We start from the raw sequence: 19,466 nt of genomic DNA on the forward strand, positions 1-19,466 counted from the left end.
TATTATGTTTTCTTTTAAAACCACCCTACTTTTATTCGCTATTTTGGGTATTGGTGCTGGAGTTGCAACATTTATAGAAAATGACTATGGTACTTCATCAGCTAGAGTTTTAGTATATAATAGTATTTGGTATGAAGTTATTATGGTTTTAACTACAGTAAACTTGTTAGGAATAATCTATAAATTTAAAATGTGGAAAAATCTTCCAAGATTTTTATTTCACTTCTCTTTTGTAGTTATTTTACTAGGTGCGATTATTACTAGATATATAGGCTATGAAGGTGTTATGCAAATACCTGAAGGTGCTACAACAAATCAAATGATCTCATTGGAACCATATCTTCAAGTAACAGTAAAAGAAGGTGAAAAAGTAGTAGCTTATGAAGAGTATCAAAAAGAGTTTACTTCACTTCTTCCTGAAATAAATAACTTTTCTCATACAATATCTTTTGAGAACAATAATTTAGTTTTAGATTATAAAAATTTTCAATTTGAAAAAAAAGAACAAGCTAGTATGGGATTATTGAGCCTTGAAGTTAGTTTAAATGATAAAAAAGAGTTAATAAGAGTTCCAGGGCAAAGAGGACAAATGGGAATGCCAAGAGAACTAACATTTGATAAATATAGTGTTACTTTAGAATATGGCTCAAAATTTATTGAACTACCTTTTGCTATAAGATTAAATGAGTTCCAATTAGACAGATATCCTGGAAGTATGGCTCCATCATCTTATGCTAGTGAAGTTACAGTTATAAAAGATGATAAAACTTATGATTATAGAATTTTTATGAATAGAACACTAAGTGAAGGTAATTTCTTATTCTTTCAAAGTTCATATTTCCCTGATGAAACAGGAACTGTTCTATCTGTAAACAATGACCCAGGTAAATGGCCAACATATTTTGGATATTTTCTACTTACATTGGGTCTTGCTTTAAACTTCTTTGATAAAAAATCAAGATTTAGAAAACTTATAAAATATGTTGGAGATAAAAATCTAGCTAGTTTTGTATTAGCACTCTGTATTAGCGTAGCGATCCCGCTACATGCCGTTGAGCCAAAAATTGAAAAAAGTACAGAAGAAACAATATCTATCACTGTTGATTATCTAAATAAACTAAAAGATGAATCTGCTATAACAGCTGACAAATTTGGACATTTAATAGTTCAAAGTAGTGGTGGAAGAATGAAACCATTGGCTACTTTAAATAGAGAAATAATTCAAAAATTAAGCGGAAGAGCAACTTTTTTAGGAATGGATGCAAACCAAATAATTCTAGGAATGTTATCGCGTCCAGATGTATGGAAAGATGTAAAAATCATAAAAATACAAACTCCAAAGCTAAAAAAATTTTTAGGTATTGATGAAAGTGAGAAATATATATCTTTTTCAGAAGCATTTAATGAAAAAGGTGAATATATATTAACACAAGAATCAGAAAAAGCATTTCAAACAAAGCCAATAGAAAGAGGAACTTATGAAAAGGATATCATAAAAGTTGAAGAAAAATTAAATATCATATATTCAGTTTTTAATGGTGCTTTATTAAACATATTTCCTAGAGTTTATGATGAACATAGCCCAGATGATAATTTCAAATGGTATTCTCCAATAGAAGCTATGCAAGAGTTTACAGGACAAAATCAAGCAGCAATAAACTCTGTTATTCGTGGATTAATGAACTCTTTAGTTGAAGAAGATTGGGAAAGTTCAAATAACTATATTGATATGATATCTTTATATCAAGATAAAGTTGGAGATGATATAAAACCATCAAAATCAAAAGTTAATGCAGAAATAATTTTTAACAAAATAGATATATTCTTTAATTTAACTTTTGCTTATATGATTTTAGGTTTTATTATGGTTGTATTAGCTTTTGTTATTATTTTTAAACCAGAATTTAAAGTACAAAAAACAACAAAAATAATATTTATAATACTATCTATTTTATTTGCAATTCAAACATTTGGTATGGGATACAGATGGTATTTATCAGGACATGCTCCATGGAGTGATATTTACGAAACATTAGTTTATATATCTTGGTCAGCTATTTTTGCTGGAGTAATCTTCTTTAGAAAATCATTACTAGCTTTAGGAGCAGCTGTTATAATTGCAGGAATTTTTATGTTTACTGCTCACTTAACGGATGTTGATCCACAAATTACAACTTTAGTTCCAGTTTTAAAATCTTACTGGCTAACTATTCACGTATCTATTTTAACTGCTTCTTATGGATTCTTTGGATTGAGTGCAATATTGGGGTTTCTAACTTTAATTATGTTTATTTTTAGAAAAAACAAACCTCACTTAGATGATATTATCAAACATATTAGTGCAATCAATGAAATCTCTTTAATTATTGGTTTAGCTTGTATAACAATAGGAAATTTCCTTGGTGGAGTTTGGGCAAATGAATCTTGGGGAAGATACTGGGGATGGGATCCAAAAGAGACTTGGGCTTATGTTTCAATCATAGTTTATGCATTTGTTATTCACTTAAGATTTGTAAAATCTCTAAATACTCCTTATGTTTTGGCTTCTGCATCACTTTTAGCATTTAGTTCAATTATGATGACATATTTAGGAGTAAATTTCTATCTTTCAGGAATGCACTCTTATGCAACAGGAGATCCTGTACCTATTCCAACTTGGGCTTATGTGACAGTTATAACAGCATTTTTAGCTATAATTTTAGCTTATAAGAATAGAAGCTTAAAAAGTATAGAATAAAAGTTAATAAATCAAAAATAAAAAGGGCTTAATTGCCCTTTTTTATTTTATACCATATAAAAAAGGAAAAATATGTCAAAAATAATAGATATATTTAAAGAAATTACTAGTATTCCTAGATGTTCAGGAACTCATCAGCCATTTATAAAATATATTCAAAAGTTAGCAAAAGAGTTTGATTATATTTGCTTAGTTGATGAAGAAAAAAATATTTTATGCAAAAAACTAAACTCAAAAGCTAAAATAGTTTTTCAATCTCACTATGATATTGTTTGTTTAAAAGAAAATTGTGTTCCACAAATAGTTGAAGAAAATGATATTTTGAAAGCAGCAGACTCCACTTTAGGAGCAGATAATGGAATTGGTTGTTCTTATATGATATCTTTAATGTCTGAAAACTTTGATGGAGAGTTTTTATTTACAAGTGATGAAGAGATAGGGCTAATAGGTGCAAATAGTTTAAATTTACCTATAAATGCACAATATATGCTAAATCTTGATAGTGAAGAAGAAGCTGAAATTTGCATAGGTTGTGCTGGTGGAGTTGATATTATTGCTAAGAATTCAAATAAAAAAATTGTTCCAAATAGCGAAAATCTTAAACTTTATGAAATAAGTATTTTCAATCTTCAAGGTGGTCATAGTGGAGTTGATATAGATAAAAATATACCAAATGCTATAAAACTTCTTGTACAAAGTATAAAAGGGTGTGAAGGAAAACTTCTTGATATAAATGGTGGGGAGAGAATAAACTCTATTCCTGCAAATGCAAAAGCAATTATTGCTTCAAAAAATATTCCACAAAAAACACATCAAAATATGAATATTATAGAAATAGATACAAAAAGTGAACATCTTAATATCTATGATGATAGAGTAATTGATTTTATTTATAACTTTTCAAATGGAGTTAGAGAGTTTAATAATGAACTAAATGTAGTTCAAGACTCTATAAATTTAGCTATTATAAATACTTCAATAGATGAGATTACTATTGAAATAAGTGCTAGATCAATGTCAAATGAAAACTTAGATAATCTAAAAAATAGAACAAAAGAAGAACTTGAAAATCTTGCATTTAGTGTAGAAACTTTTGGAAAATATCCAGCTTGGAAGCCAGATATAAATGACTTTACAAAAAAAGTTTTAGATATTTATCAAACATTTAATAAAAACTCTTCTTTAAGAGCAATCCATGCTGGTTTAGAGTGTGCTATTTTCAAAGATAAGCTACCAAATCTTAAAATTGCATCTATTGGTCCAACTATAAAATTTCCTCACTCAAAAAAAGAGTTTGTATATAAAAAATCTATTGAAAATGTTTATGAAGTAGTTAAAAAAATCTCTGCTAGTGTATAGTTTGAGAACTAGGAATAAATCCTAGTTCTTAAGTATATTTAATTTAGAAGCTTTCCCATTCGTTATCATCAGGTGATATCTCTTTTTGTATATCTTTTTTATTTTTATCAGTTCTTGTTTTTTTGGGAACTTGGCTATTATTCAAAACCATAGTTTTTGTTTCAAACTCTTTTGCTTTAGCACTATCTTTCCCTATAAAATCTTTTGAATTTGCCTCATTTACTATCTCTTTTGCTATATTATCTGTAACCATAGAGATATCATGTGTTTGTGAAGCAATCATAGCATTTTGTTGTGTTTGACGGTCAAGTTGATTAACTGCATCATTTATTTGTTCTATTCCAACTAACTGCTCTTTACTTGACATCTCTATATCTGATATTAAAGTTGTTGTTTGAGTTATTGAATCATTTAATCCTTTATAACCTTCAATCATAGTCGTTGCTATATTTTTACCTTCATTTGCTTTTAATGTTGCAAGTTCAACTATATCTTTTATCTCTTTAGCTGCTTCTGCGCTTCTACTTGCAAGGTTTCTTACTTCTTGAGCTACAACTGCAAACCCTTTTCCTGCTTCACCTGCCGTTGCTGCTTCCACTGCTGCATTTAAAGATAATATATTTGTTTGGAATGCTATATTATCTATTACACTTATTGCATCATTTACAAGATTTACTTGTGTATTTATTTCATCCATTGCTATTGTTGTTTTATTTGCCAATTCTTCACCAATTTTTGAAGAATTTGTTACTTCATTTGAAAGATTTGACATCTTTGCAATATTTTGTGTTGTATTTCTTATATTTGAAGTTATCTCTTCAAGTGCTGCTGCTGTTTCTTCCAAAGATGCTGCTGCTTCATTTGAACTTATATTTAAGTTATTTACATTAGATAGAAGAATTTTTGAACTCTCTTCAAGTGTAAGTCCATTCACTTTATTTTCTAAAAGAAGATGATTTATAGTTTCCGCTAACTCATTTATCTCTTTTGCTACTTCTCCAACTGGATTTTCAATTCTAGCTCTAAAATCCATTTTTTCATATTTTTTTAAAACTTCATCAATTACCACTAAGTCATTATTTACTTTTTTAGATATAAGTTCTAACATCTCGTTTAGAATATTTTTCAGTTCTTCTAAACTCTCATTTCCAGTAGTTTTTTCTATTCTATTTCTTAAATTTCCTTTGTTTATTTCGTTAATAACTTCTTTAACATTTTTAATTAAATCATCATCTTCTTTCAATAATCTACTTGTTTTGATAATATTTTCATTAACGACTTTTGCCATAACACCTATTTCATCTTCGGCTATTATATCTATTGATTGAACATCTTTATTTTCTTTATTTAAATATTTAAAGAACCCTAAAAGACCATTTTCAAATTTTTCTAATGGAGAAATAATATTTTTTGTAATAAGAAATGATATAAGTGCTATTAAAACAATAGAAACAATAGCAGCAATAATTACAATTCCAAAAATAATTGAAGCAATTTTTTGATTTGAATGTTCTTGCATAATTGCTACATTTTTATCAATATTATCAGTATAAATACCTGTTCCAATCATCCATTGCCACTCTTGTAAACCATCTGCGTATCCAATTTTATCATATAATTTTGGATCATCTTTAGTTTTTGTGAAATCAAATATAACTGTTCCTCCACCCTTTTTAGCAACTTCTATTAAATCTTTTATATAATAAATACCTTTTTGACTTTTATTATCTATTAGATTTTTACCAACTAAAGCAGGATTTATTGGATGCATTATATTTGTACCATCATAGTTATATACAAAGAAATAACCATCTTCTCCAAATCTAATTTTAGAAATATCTTCTAAAGCTTTTTTCTTTAACGCTTGTTCTTCATTGTCTATATAAACACCTGTTCCAACAACCCAACCATACGGAGCAAACAGTCTAACATTAGACAATTTTGCACGTGGTTGTTTTCCAGGGATTACTTGATCATAAGGTACAAATCCTTCCCCTTTTTCAAAAGCAGTTCTAATAAATTCTAAAATATGTTTTCCATTATTTTTAGTTCCTTCTCTTTCAGGTGTTAAAGGAAGCTTTAAAATAGTAGAATTTTTATCATATACAAAAAAATAATCATTTTCTTCACCATATCGTACAGAACCAATAGCATCTAAAATCAATTTTTTTAGTTCAGCTTCAGAAAGATGATTTTTTTGCTTCTCATATATTTCTGTAATCATTGCAAATAGAAAATCAGTTTGAGATTTTAAATAAGCCCCTTTTCTCTCTTTTACATTTTCTATTTTTGCTTTTTCATAAGCATCTTTTGCAATATTTAATGCAAATGCAGTATAGTTTTTCATCTCATCTATACCTGAATTTAATGCTCTATTTTTATATTCTTCAATATTTTGAGCAGTTAAATTATTAACTTCATAGATAGATTTTGTAGCTATTATAGTAGACACTAATATAATTGTAATAATTACAATTGCTAAAAGCTTAAATCTTATAGATAAGTTTTTCATATATACTCCTAATGTATTAATGTTTGGGTAATAATAATTTTACTAAAAGATTTATTAAGTCTTGGTTTAAGTTAGAATAAAAGGTAGATTATAAGCCGTGTTCTGTATTTGACAATAATTTATCTAGGTATTAAATTACTTTAGTACTCTTGCGAAGACGAAAAAAATGTGAAGCTTATACCATGTCTTCTTGCTACAAGTTGGGTTTACATAGCCAAAAAGATTACTCAATTTGCTGGTAGGCTCTTACTCTACCGTTTCACCATCACCAAAACTGGCTGTTTACTTTCTGTTGCACTATCCCTTAGATTACTCTAGCCATCCGTTAGATGGAACCTTGCTTCACTGTAGCACGGACTTTCCTCTTGAAACCAAGCTATCGTCTAATCTACCTTTACTGAAATTGTATCTATTTTCTTATTAAATCATAATTGCTAGGGATTGAGAATATAAAAATAGAGTCTGATATGTCTTCATCTTGGATAATATTTGAAAAATTTATTTCTACACTATTTTCTAAATTATCTTCATAACTAATTTTTTCTATTTTATTATTTTTTGTAAAAATCAGATATTGAACGCTATCTATTTTCGAAGAATATTTATTGTTATCTATTTTTTTAGCATCTTTCAAAAGTTGTATAATATTTATCTCATTTTCAAGTTTTGTAAAAATGGCTTGTTCAAGTTCAGGTTCATCGACTATTGCTGAATTATTATCTATATATACATTTTTTTCAACTGGTGTTTTATATTTCCACAAAATCTTTCCACTACTTTTTATAAAAACTTGTCCTTTATAGAGTATCACATCACTTGAATTTGATGTTATAGTTTGAGTGAATTGTGCTTGAAAAGTTTTTAGATTTTTAATATCACTTGCTGCAAAAGCAAAAATTGATAGCACAACCGTAGCAAATATATATTTATAAAACATTTTTTAACCTTTTTTTTTATATAATCTTTCTCATTATAACGAAAAGGAACTAATTTTATGTTAAATGTTTTTTCAAAAGTTTTTGGTACAAAAAATGATAGAGTTGTAAAAAAATATAGAAAACGAGCAAGTGAGATAACTGCATTAGAAAAAAATTATGAAAATTTAAGTGATGAAGAACTTAAAAATGAATTTAATAAATTAAAACAAATTATACAAAATGAAGAAAAATCATTAGATGATGTTTTAAAAGAAGCTTTTGCAATAACTAGAGAGGCTAGTAAAAGAGTTTTAGGTATGCGACCTTATGATGTTCAATTAATCGGTGCTATGGTTTTAAATGAGGGAAGAATAGCAGAAATGAAAACAGGAGAAGGAAAAACTCTAGTTGGAAGTATAGCTGTATGTTTAAATGCTTTAAGTGGAAAAGGTGTACATGTTGTAACAGTAAATGACTATTTGGCAAGTCGTGATGCAAATGAATTAAAACCACTTTATGAATTTTTAGGTTTTAGTGTTGGTGCTTTAACAGATGGTATAAAAGATGATGTAGAGAGAAGAAATCAATACAATTGCGATATTACTTATGCTACAAATAGCTCTTTAGGATTTGATTTTTTAAGAGACAATATGGTTTACGATATAAAAGATAAAGTTCAAAGAGGTCATAACTTTGTAATAGTTGATGAAGTAGATTCTATTTTAATTGATGAAGCTAGAACTCCTTTAATCATTTCTGGACCAACAAATCATAAAAATTCAAACTATGTAAAAGCAAATGAAATAGCATTAAAACTACAAAAAGGTGAACTGATAGAACCAAAAAGTGCTGCAGAAAAACCTACAACTACTGGAGATTTTGTAGTTGATGAAAAAAATAGAACTGTAAGTTTAACTGAACAAGGACATATAAAAGCTGAAGAACTTTTTGGAGTTGATAACCTATACTCTATTGAAAATGCTATGCTTTCACACTCTCTTGATCAAGCTTTAAAGGCAAATTATATTTTCCAAAAAGATGTTGATTATGTTGTAAAAGAAGAACAAATCATAATTGTTGATGAATTCACTGGAAGATTAAGCGAAGGAAGAAGATTTAGTGAAGGTTTACATCAAGCACTTGAAGCAAAGGAAAAAGTTGCTATTCAAGATGAAAGTCAAACTTTAGCTGATACAACTTACCAAAACTACTTTAGAATGTATAAAAAACTCGCTGGTATGACAGGAACTGCTCAAACAGAAGCAACAGAATTTGCACAAATTTATAAGCTTGATGTTGTATCTATCCCTACAAATGTTCCAATCAAAAGAGTTGATAAAAGTGATTTAATATATAAAAGTGAAAGAGAGAAATTTGAAGCAGTTTGCACAAAAATAAAAGATTATCATGAAAAAGGACAACCAGTACTTGTGGGGACTGCAAGTATTGAAAAAAGTGAAAAACTTCATAAGATCTTAGTTGATAAAAAAATACCTCACACTGTATTAAATGCAAAACAGCACGAAAAAGAAGGTAAAATTATCGCTGATGCTGGTCAAAAAGGAGCAGTTACTATTGCTACAAATATGGCTGGAAGAGGAGTTGATATTAAACTAACTCCTGAAATTTTAGCTTTAGGTGGATTAGCTATCATTGGTACAGAAAGACATGAAAGTAGAAGAATAGACAATCAGCTAAGAGGAAGAAGTGGAAGACAAGGAGATGTTGGAGAATCACAATTTTATCTAAGTTTAGAAGATAATCTTTTAAGAATTTTTGGAAGCGATAGAATAAAAAATATTATGGAAAGACTTGGTATTCAAGAAGGTGAATTTATAGAGTCAAAAATGGTAACAAGAGCTGTTGAAAATGCACAAAAGAAAGTTGAGTCTATGCACTTTGAAAGTAGAAAACACTTACTTGAATATGATGATGTTGCAAATGAACAAAGAAAAGTGATCTATAACTTTAGAAATGATTTATTGAGTGAAAATTTTGATATTACTTCAAAAATAGATGAAAATAGAGTTGAATATGTACTAAACTTATTATCGGATGCAAACATTACTCACTCAACTTCTCCTGAAGATTTTGACTATGAATTTATAATCGCAAAATTAAAAGAAGATTTACACTTTATAATTGAATCTGACGATATAAAAAGTGAGAATTATCAAGATTTAGAAGAAAAACTTATATCTATTTTAAAAGATACTTATGAAAATAAGATGAATGCTGTTGATTCAAAACAAAAAAATGAGATAGAAAAAGTTTTATATCTTCAAATTTTAGATAATGCTTATAGAGAACACTTATATGCTATGGATACTTTAAAAACTGGTATTGGATTAAGAGGTTACAATCAAAAAGATCCGCTTGTTGAATACAAAAAAGAGTCTTATAATATGTTTATTGAATTAATCTCAAATATAAAATTAGAGATTATAAAAATTTTATTTGCTGTACAACTTCAAAGTAAAGATGATAGACAAAAAGAGCAAGAAGCTTTACAAAGAATGAAAGAATCTATGGAAAAAGCAAATGAACATATAACTACAAACTTAGCCCAAGAAGCTGTAAAAAGTAGCGAAAAAAAAATAGCTAGAAATGAACCTTGTCCTTGTGGAAGCGGATTGAAATATAAACAATGTTGTGGAAAGAGTGGACCTAAAAAAGGTTTAGTTGCAGGAAACTAATTTGAATAAGCAATTAGTTAATTTTATAGTTAAAAAATACCTAAGATTTGATAAAAAAAATCCATTTATTTCAATAAGTGCTATTTTGGCATTTATTGGAGTTGCTATTGGAGTTATGGTACTTATCCTGTCTATGGCGATTATGAATGGAACTGCAAAAGAGTTTGAAAGAAAACTTTTTACTATGAATTATCCTCTTACAATTTATGCTAAAACATCAAATAGTGTAAATGAAAACCTTTTAGTTGAATTACAAAATGAATTTAAAGATTTAAAATTTTCTGCATTTATATCTACTCAAGCTATTATTCAAAATGGAAGTAATATGAGTGGAGGTATGATTTTTGGAGTAAATGCACAAAATGAATCAGAAATAAATCCTATTTTCAAAGAAGCCTTAAATGACTTTGAACTAAATAAATTTGATTTGATAACTGGTATAGGAATAAGTGATAAACTTCTTTTATCAAGTGATAGCAAAGTAACTTTGTATTTTACAGAGCTAAATCCAGCTGGTTTTTCTTTGATGCCAAAAATGAAAAGATTTAACTATCTTACATCTTTTTCTTCTGGACTTAGTGCTTATGATAAAGCTTATATGTACACTTCAATAGAAGCTCTACAAACTCTACTACAAAAAGATGAAAATATTTATGATGGTATACATATTCATTCAAACAATGCTTTTGAAGATATAGAAAAATTAAGAGTCTTTTTAAAAGATAAAAATGTTGGTGTTGTTGGTTGGTGGCAACAAAATGGAAACTTCTTTGCTGCTATGAAGATGGAAAAAACAGCTCTATTTATAGTTTTAATGCTTATTATATTAGTTGCTTCTTTAAATATAATCTCATCTTTACTTATGACAGTTATGAGTAGAAGAAAAGAAATAGCCCTACTTTTATCTATGGGAGCAACAACAAAAGAGATAAAATCAATATTTTTAAGAGTTGGTACGATCATTGGATTTAGTGGAATTATTACTGGGATTATTCTAGGATTTATTGGTTATTGGTTTTTAGATACTTTTGATATTGTATCTTTACCAGCTGATGTTTATGGAAGTGCAAAATTACCACTTGATTTAGCTATGAGTGATTTTATATCTATTGTTATTGGAGCAGTTGTTATAGTTCTTTTATCATCTTTTTATCCAGCAAGTCGTGCTACAAAAATAGATGTTATTGATGTATTAAGAAATGAATAAAATTTAAAATCATTAGATATTCCAAAACTTTTTTAGTTTTGGAATAAAGTAACTTAATTGTTTTTAATATTGAAATTATTTATAAAATTTGTTGGAGTATTAAATATTCTTTTAAATATATTTACTGGGGCATTGAATCCATCTTGTAATAGATTTGTATTAATAACTGGATTATTTAAATCTCCACTTATATTTATTTGTGTTTCAACTCTATTGTCTTCACCCAATAAAATATAGTTTACAAGTGGAATATACTCAACAATAGAACTATAACTTTTTAAAAATATGAGTTTTAATTTAGAATTAATCTGATTCGTATCAAGATTTACAATTCCACTACCTTCAAAATCTATTCCATTTCCAGCAGTGTGCAAACTTTTTATATCCAAGATATTACTCTTATTGTTGTACTCAAAATCTAAGACACCTTCTTTTATTTGATAAGCTCCTAGTTGATTTATTCCAAAAACAGATGGAATGGCTAAAAATGGATTTAGTAAAGCTGGAGAGCTTTCTAAAAAAAACATAATATTACTTAAAATTGATAAATTTTTTATATTACTTTGTCGTATTAACATCTTTCCTTTTAAACTATCAAGAGTTCCATTTGCGTAAAAATCTAGTTTTCCTCCACTCATAATATCTTGATTAAATAGTGCATTTATAAAATTTTCTTTTGCTTTTGCAATATATATATTTATATAATCACTATTTTGTGTAAAACTCATCTTACTATCTTCATATTCCAAATATGCAAATTTTCTATTTTTATCCAAATCTATTTCGTAAAAATCGGATAAAACTCTATTTTTATGGTTTAAAACTATTTTAGAATTTACTCCTATTATATTTATAGTCTCTAATTTACTATATTTATCACTATTTTTTGTATCATAATATATATCATATCCATCTAGTTTTATACTATAATTTTCATCTTGAATTGTCAAAAATAAATTTTTATCGTCTGAATGTAAATTTAAAACTCCATTTTCATATTTTCCAATAATTTTTATATTTTCTATATTTTTATCATCTTTTTTTATAGGTAAATCTAACTCTTTTATCATAGCTTCAAAAGATATTAAATCTTTTTTTACATCAATTTTTGCATCTTTGATTTTATAGATATCACTATCTACATTTAAATTTGTATTTTTTAAATATATATGTAAGTTTTGAGAAATATCCATATTTTGCTTATTATTCGTATCATAAAATATATCATACTCATCTAAATATATAGATATTTCATCTTTTATTTCAAGTTGTATAGAGTTGTCTTTTGAAGCTATAAAAACAGTATCATCTTTAATATTTCCTATAATATCCAACATCGTTACATCTTTTGTATTTTTCTTTATTGGTAAATCAAAACCTTTCAAAGAGCCTTCAAAATCTATTTCTTTATCATCAATGATTTTTAAACTCAAGTTTCCATTTTTTATAGAATTTGACTTTAAAGTATCTGAATAATTATAAATTTTAGAGATATCGTCAATTTTTATAGTAAGTAAGTCATCATAATTAACTGTCGTTTTTAAATCATCCAAATATATAAGTACATTTTTATTAAAATCCATAAAAATTTGTGTTGATTTATCTTTTATATTTAAAATTTCTTCATCTTTATTGCTTTTTATTAATAGTTTATTTATTTTTATATTGCCATTGGCTTTTAAACTATCTAAATCAAGATTTATATTTCCATTTACATCTATCATATTTTCATATAGAAAACTAGCATCATTTATATAAAGTTGATTATTATCTAAAATTACATTTGCACTATTTGTCTTAAAATGAAAATCATCTATAAAAATATCTGATCTAAGAACTTCAAAGTTACCTTTTGTCGTCATTGGTAAATGTTCCACATAAGGAATATCTAAAAGGAGTTTTGCATTTGTTTGCCCGTTTTTTTGTAAGATAGGTAAAGAGATATCATAAGCTTTTAAAATATCTAAAATATCTTTATCTAAAGCAGTTTTTGCTTCAATATTTACTAAAACTTTTCCATTATCTTCATTTGTTAAATTTTCTATTTTAACAAAACTATTTTCTAAGTTTTTGTTTTTATATTTTGCTTCAATCAAATCAAAACTCAAAGTATCATTTTTATAATTTACTTTTACATTATTTGTCATAATTTCTTCTAAAGTTGGCTCAAATTTTATCTTTGCATTTTTTATATGGGCATCACCTTTTAAAGTTTTAGATATTAACTCTTGTTTTTCTAAATCAAACTCTCCATATAACCAATCTACTTTAAAATCCCCTACTACATTATCATATATCCACTCATTTGCAACTTCATCTAAATCTAAAAAAGGTTTTAAAAAATGTAGATTTTCAAAATATTCACTTCTTGTAAAAAATGAAAGTTTTTTTCTTGTAATATCAATATTTGTTTTTGTAGCAATATTTTTATAAAAAACATCTCCAAAGTATTTTAATTCTTCATCAAAATAATTAACTATGGCTTTACCTTTAAATAAAACTTCATAATCTTTTAAATACAACGATGAAATATCAAAATTTACAGTTTTTGAGGAAATATCAATTTTAGAATTTAAGGTTATAAATTTATTGTCTATTTTAAACTCTTCATCATCAAACAATATTTTAAAACTATTTCCATTTATATTTAAGTTTTTTATATCTATTTTTTCAAAATATTTTAAGAAAGTTGGTAAAAGTTCAATATTATTTTTTATATCTTCAAAAGAAGAACTCACTTCACTTTTTTTTGATTTGTACTCTATATCTTCAACATTAACAATCAGTTTTTTATCCAATTTTATATAGAATTGCGAAACTTTAAAATTAAAAATATGAAAAGAGTTTATTTTGATACCAGAAAATAGAATAGAAAACATTAAAAATATTAAAAGAAAAAATGATACAAATATTAAGATTTTGATGTTTTTTAACACTATATATTTTTTCCTTATAGCTTTTATTATGGTACTTTATTATCTAACTTTGCCAGTTGTATCTACAAAAATCTTGTATATACCAAAAGGTAGCACTAGCAATATTATAACACACTTAAATAAAAATGGTTACGAAATGAATATAATTGATGAAATTATTTTAAAAACTGGTGGATTTATACAAAGTGGTTGGATTGATATTGAACAAAATAGATTAACAAAAATGGATTTTCTAATAAAATTACTAACTTCTAAAGCTGCTTTAAAAACTGTTACTTTAATTCCTGGAGAAACTTCTTATTTTTTCTTAAAAAAAATAGCAAATGAGTTTAATTTAGATGAAGAAAAATTAACAAAAATATACAATGAACATTCATATAAACTAGATGGAAATATACTTGCTGATACTTATTCTTTACCAGTTGGAATGAATGAAGAGTATATAATTTTCTACTTATTCTCACAAACAAACAGAAAATATGAAGAGTTCTCAAAAAAAATATTTGGAATTTATGATAAAGATAAATGGTTTAACTATATAACTTTAGCTTCAGTTATTCAAAAAGAAGCAGCAACAAGAAATGAAATGCCAATAGTTGCAAGTGTTATCCACAATCGTCTTAAAAGAGGAATGCCACTTCAAATGGACGGAACATTAAACTATGGGAAATATTCAAATAGTGTTGTAACGGCTGATAGAATAAGAAATGACAATAGTTCATACAATACCTATAAAAATAAAGGTTTACCTAAAAATCCAGTTTGTGCAGTAAGCCTTGATTCTATAAAAGCTGCTATTTTTCCTGTAAAAAGTAGCTACTTGTACTTTGTAAGAGATAATAAAACAGGTCTTCATAAATTTGCAAATAGTTATGAAGAACATCAAACAAATATTCAGGCAAATGTTGGTGTTGAAAAAACATATACAAAAGTTAATGATACTCCTAATGATATAGATAATGAAGCAATAGATATTATGAAAAATGATATAACAAATCAAAAAGCCCCATCAATAAAAGATTTATTCAACAGTGTAAATTAGATGTGAATATTTGAAACAATCAAATATTCACACTAAGAAATATAAGCAAATTCAATATTATTAAATATAAATATAGTTAAAATCACGACATATCAAATTTACAATTTAGGATAAAACATGGCACAAATCATTTACACAAAAGTTGATGAAGCACCAGCTTTAGCAACTTACTCTTTTTTACCAATTATTAAAGCTTTCACAAAAAGCTCTGGTATTGAAATGGTACAAAAAGATATTTCACTTGCAGGAAGAATTATCGCAACTTTCCCTGAAAAATTAAAACCTGAACAAAAAATTGGTGATGCATTAGCAGAACTTGGTGATATGACTCAAGATCCAAATGCAAATATTATAAAGTTACCAAATGTTTCAGCTTCAATTCCTCAATTAAAAGCTGCTATTGCTGAATTACAATCAAAAGGTTATAATATTCCAAATTATGACTCTAGTGAAGAAGTAAATGCAAAATATTCAAAAATTTTAGGAAGTGCTGTTAATCCAGTATTAAGAGAAGGAAATTCAGATAGAAGAGCTCCTGGTGCTGTTAAAAATTATGCTAAAAATAACCCTCATAAAATGGGTGAGTGGAAAAAAGATTCAAAAACTGATGTTGCTCATATGAATGCAAACGATTTTTTTGGAACAGAAGTTTCTACAACTTTAAATAAAGAAGATAACTTTAAAATTGCATTTATTGATAAATCTGGAAATGAAACAGTTTTAAAAGCATCTTTACCTTTAGAAAATGGTGAAGTTGTTGATGCTACTAAAATGTCTGCAAAAGCTTTACAAGAGTTCTATCAAAAAGGAATTGATGAAGCTAAAAAAAGAGATGTATTACTGTCTTTACACTTAAAAGCTACAATGATGAAAGTTTCTGATCCAATTATGTTTGGATTTGCTGTAAAAGTTTATTTCAAAGATTTAATTGCTAAACATGGTGAAACTTTTGATAAAATCGGTGTAAATTTCAACAATGGTTTAGGTGATTTATACTCAAAATTAGACAAAGTTGATGATGCAAAAAGAGCTGAAATTTTAGCTGATATTGATGCTGTTTATTCTGTTCAACCAAGACTTGCAATGGTAAACTCTGCAAAAGGTATCACAAATTTACATGTGCCTTCTGATGTAATTATAGATGCTTCTATGCCTGCTATGATTAGAGGTGGTGGAAAAATGTGGAATAAAGAAGATAAAGAAGAAGATACTTTAGCAATGATTCCAGATAGATGCTATGCTACAACTTATCAAGTTGTTATTGAAGATTGCAAAAAACATGGTGCATTAGATCCAAAAACTATGGGTTCAGTACCAAATGTTGGACTTATGGCTAAAAAAGCTGAAGAGTACGGAAGTCATGATAAAACTTTCCAAGCTAAAGCTGATGGGAAAATCGTAGTTACAAATGAAGAAGGTGTTACTGTATTTAGTTTTGATGTAGATAATGGTGATATTTTCAGAATGTGCCAAACTAAAGATGAACCAATTAAAGATTGGGTAAAACTTGCAGTTAATAGAGCAAAATTATCAAATACTCCTGCAGTATTTTGGCTAGATAAAGCTAGAGGTCATGATGCACAAATGATAGCTAAAGTTGAAAAATATTTAAAAGATTATGATTTAAGTGGTCTTGAAATATCTATTAAAGCTCCAGATGATGCTATTCAATACTCTTTAGATAGAATGAGAAAAGGTCTTGATACTATTTCTGTAACTGGAAATGTATTTAGAGATTATAATACTGACCTATTCCCTATTTTAGAGCTTGGAACATCTGCTAAAATGTTATCTATTGTTCCTTTAATGCAAGGTGGAGGATTATTTGAAACTGGTGCTGGTGGTTCTGCTCCTAAACACGTACAACAACTTCAAGAAGAAAACTACTTAAGATGGGATAGTTTAGGTGAATTTATGGCACTTGCTGCTTCTTTTGATCACTTAGCTAATACTCAAAATAATAAAAAAGCTGCTGTTTTAGCTAAAACTTTAGATGAGGCAACAGGAACTTTCCTTTTAAATGACAAATCTCCAGCGAGAAAAATTGGAAGTATCGATAATAGAGGAAGCCATTTCTATTTAGCAATGTATTGGGCAAATGAGTTAGCTTCACAAAATGATGATGCTGAACTTAAAGCTGAATTTACTCCAATTGCAAAAGCTATGAATGACAATGAAGCACAAATTTTAAAAGAGCTTACTGAAGTTCAAGGAAAAGCTGTTGATACTGGTGGATACTATCTATTTGATGATGAAAAAACATCAAATGTTATGAGACCATCTACTACATTAAACAAAATTATTGGTTAATAATTAAAAAGAGAAGCTAAATCTTCTCTTTTTAAATTTTCAAAACTCTCTTTTAACACTATAAATAAACTTAAAATATTATTTTATATCTCATATACTGCCTCTAAAATAGGATTTAAGGAAAATTATATAATAATGCTAGCCACTTCAAAAAGCATATAAGGAAATCATGAAAAAATTATTTATACTTTCATTTATACTACTTATAACTTTTTTTATATCTGCTTGTAATGAAAACAATATAAATAAAAAAAAAGAGTTAGTTTATGCAAGCACAAAAGATATTAGAATTATAAATCCTCATTTATATAGTGGTGAAATGTCTGCACAAAATATGGTATTTGAATCTTTAGTTATAAACACAACTGGAGATATAAAACCATGGTTAGCTTCAAGTTGGGAAATATTAGATGAAGGGAAAACTTATATTTTTCATTTAAGAGATGATGTAAAATTTAGTGATGGAACAAAATTTAATGCATATATTGTAAAACAAAATATCGATGCAATATTAGAAAATCGTTCAAGACATGCTTGGTTAGAACTTGTAAATCAAATATCAAAAAGTGAAGTTGTAGATGAATTTACATATAAATTATCACTAAAAAATCCATATTATCCAACATTAATAGAACTAGCTTTAACAAGACCATTTAGATTTATTGCTCCACAATATTTTATCAATAGTGGAACAAAAGATGGCGTTACAAAATATATAGGAACAGGTCCTTTTATATTAAGTGAACATAAAAAAAATGAATTTGCAATATTTAAGAAAAATGAAAATTACTGGGGAGAAAAAGCAAAATTAGATAGTGTAAAATGGAAAGTATTACCTGATCATCAAACAATTCTTTTAGCACTTCAAAAAGGCGAAATAGATTTAATTTTTGGAGCAGATGGAGATATGATAAATATTGATGCTTTTAATATTTTACAAAAACAAAATAAATTTAACACCATTTTAAGTAATCCAACTGCTTCACGAGCAATACTTTTAAATACAAAACAAGAGATATTAAATGACAATAAAATAAGACTTGCTTTACAATATGCAATAAATAAAGAAGATATTATTTCTGGTATTTTAAATAACTCTGAAACTATTGCACATACACTTTTTTCACCAACAGTTGAGTATTGTGATATACCTTTAGAATTAAAAACTTTTGATTTAGAAAAATCAAAAAAACTTTTAGATGAAAGTGGTTGGATTTTAGATAAAAAAAGTGCTTTAAGAAAAAAAGATGATAAAACTCTTACTTTAAAACTATATTTTAATATCAATAATGCTCAAGAAAAAATTATCAGTGAATATATTCAGAGTAATTTAAAAAATATTGGAATTGATTTAAAAATCATAGGAGAAGAGAAACAAGCATTTTTAGATAGACAAAAAAGTGGAGATTTTGATTTACAATACTCTCTTTCTTGGGGAGTACCCTCTGATCCACAATCATATATTTCATCTTTTAGACTACCAGCACATGGAGATTACCAAGCACAATTAGGATTAGATAAAAAATCTTGGCTAGATGAAAATATACAAAAAGTCTTAATAGAATCAAATATCGAAAAAAGAAAGTCTATCTATGAAGATATTTTCCAATATCTTCATAATAAAAATGTATATATTCCTTTAAGTTATTCAAGAACTAAAGCTGTATTTTCTAAAAATTTGAAAGGTGTAGGATTTAATATATCTCAATATGAAATTCCATTTGAAAAGATGTTTTTTGAATAAGGTAAA

The 19,466-nt window shown here is 26.9% G+C and carries 10 protein-coding genes and 1 other RNA gene; 7 read left to right on the forward strand and 4 right to left on the reverse strand.

What is annotated here, in order from left to right; all coding sequences use genetic code 11:
* Window positions 1-4: 4 nt before the first annotated feature.
* Both ccsA and CRU91_RS07745 read left to right on the forward strand, forming a co-directional pair.
* Window positions 5-2,737: a cytochrome c biogenesis protein CcsA gene (gene ccsA, locus CRU91_RS07740; RefSeq protein ID WP_371317912.1), complete on the forward strand. Its 2,733-nt coding sequence runs from the start codon at window positions 5-7 to the stop codon at window positions 2,735-2,737.
* A 72-nt stretch (window positions 2,738-2,809) separates the two neighbouring features.
* Window positions 2,810-4,096 carry a zinc-binding metallopeptidase family protein gene (locus CRU91_RS07745; RefSeq protein WP_113894658.1) on the forward strand — a complete coding sequence of 429 codons (1,287 nt, stop codon included), beginning with the start codon at window positions 2,810-2,812 and terminating at the stop codon, window positions 4,094-4,096.
* A gap of 43 nt (window positions 4,097-4,139) precedes the next feature.
* On the opposite strand, the gene CRU91_RS07750 is transcribed toward CRU91_RS07745, so the two are convergent.
* From CRU91_RS07750 to lolA, 3 genes are all read right to left on the reverse strand, one after another.
* A complete protein-coding gene (locus tag CRU91_RS07750; protein WP_113894659.1) occupies window positions 4,140-6,608 on the reverse strand; it encodes a methyl-accepting chemotaxis protein in 2,469 nt (822 codons plus the stop codon).
* Between the two features lie 76 nt (window positions 6,609-6,684).
* An RNA gene (rnpB, locus tag CRU91_RS07755) (RNase P RNA component class A) lies at window positions 6,685-7,003 on the reverse strand.
* Between the two features lie 14 nt (window positions 7,004-7,017).
* Window positions 7,018-7,545 (reverse strand): LolA-like outer membrane lipoprotein chaperone, encoded by a 528-nt coding sequence (gene lolA, locus CRU91_RS07760; protein WP_113894660.1) that lies wholly within the window; start codon window positions 7,543-7,545, stop codon window positions 7,018-7,020.
* A 57-nt stretch (window positions 7,546-7,602) separates the two neighbouring features.
* On the opposite strand from lolA, the gene secA reads away from it, so the two are divergent.
* Window positions 7,603-10,221, forward strand: a complete 2,619-nt coding sequence (gene secA / locus CRU91_RS07765) for a preprotein translocase subunit SecA (protein WP_113894661.1) — start codon at window positions 7,603-7,605, stop codon at window positions 10,219-10,221.
* A 1-nt stretch (window position 10,222) separates the two neighbouring features.
* A complete protein-coding gene (locus CRU91_RS07770; protein WP_113894662.1) occupies window positions 10,223-11,428 on the forward strand; it encodes an ABC transporter permease in 1,206 nt (401 codons plus the stop codon).
* A gap of 53 nt (window positions 11,429-11,481) precedes the next feature.
* Here the strand turns inward: CRU91_RS07770 and CRU91_RS07775 are convergent, their stop codons facing one another.
* Window positions 11,482-14,364: a YhdP family protein gene (locus tag CRU91_RS07775; protein ID WP_235826974.1), complete on the reverse strand. Its 2,883-nt coding sequence runs from the start codon at window positions 14,362-14,364 to the stop codon at window positions 11,482-11,484.
* Window positions 14,365-14,392: 28 nt separating this feature from the next.
* Here CRU91_RS07775 and mltG point away from each other — a divergent pair, with 28 nt between their 5' ends.
* The 3 genes from mltG (at window position 14,393) to nikA (ending at window position 19,460) form a co-directional block, all read left to right on the forward strand.
* Entirely contained in the window at window positions 14,393-15,406 is a 1,014-nt protein-coding gene (gene mltG / locus CRU91_RS07780) for an endolytic transglycosylase MltG (RefSeq protein ID WP_235826975.1), read from the forward strand.
* 117 nt (window positions 15,407-15,523) lie between these two features.
* Complete coding sequence (locus CRU91_RS07785; RefSeq protein WP_113894664.1) at window positions 15,524-17,716, forward strand: NADP-dependent isocitrate dehydrogenase; 2,193 nt, start codon at window positions 15,524-15,526, stop codon at window positions 17,714-17,716.
* A 169-nt stretch (window positions 17,717-17,885) separates the two neighbouring features.
* A complete protein-coding gene (gene nikA, locus CRU91_RS07790) occupies window positions 17,886-19,460 on the forward strand; it encodes a nickel ABC transporter substrate-binding protein (protein WP_113894665.1) in 1,575 nt (524 codons plus the stop codon).
* The last annotated feature ends 6 nt before the right edge of the window (window positions 19,461-19,466 follow it).

It is taken from the genome of Aliarcobacter vitoriensis, assembly GCF_003316695.1.
GTDB lineage: Bacteria > Campylobacterota > Campylobacteria > Campylobacterales > Arcobacteraceae > Aliarcobacter > Aliarcobacter vitoriensis.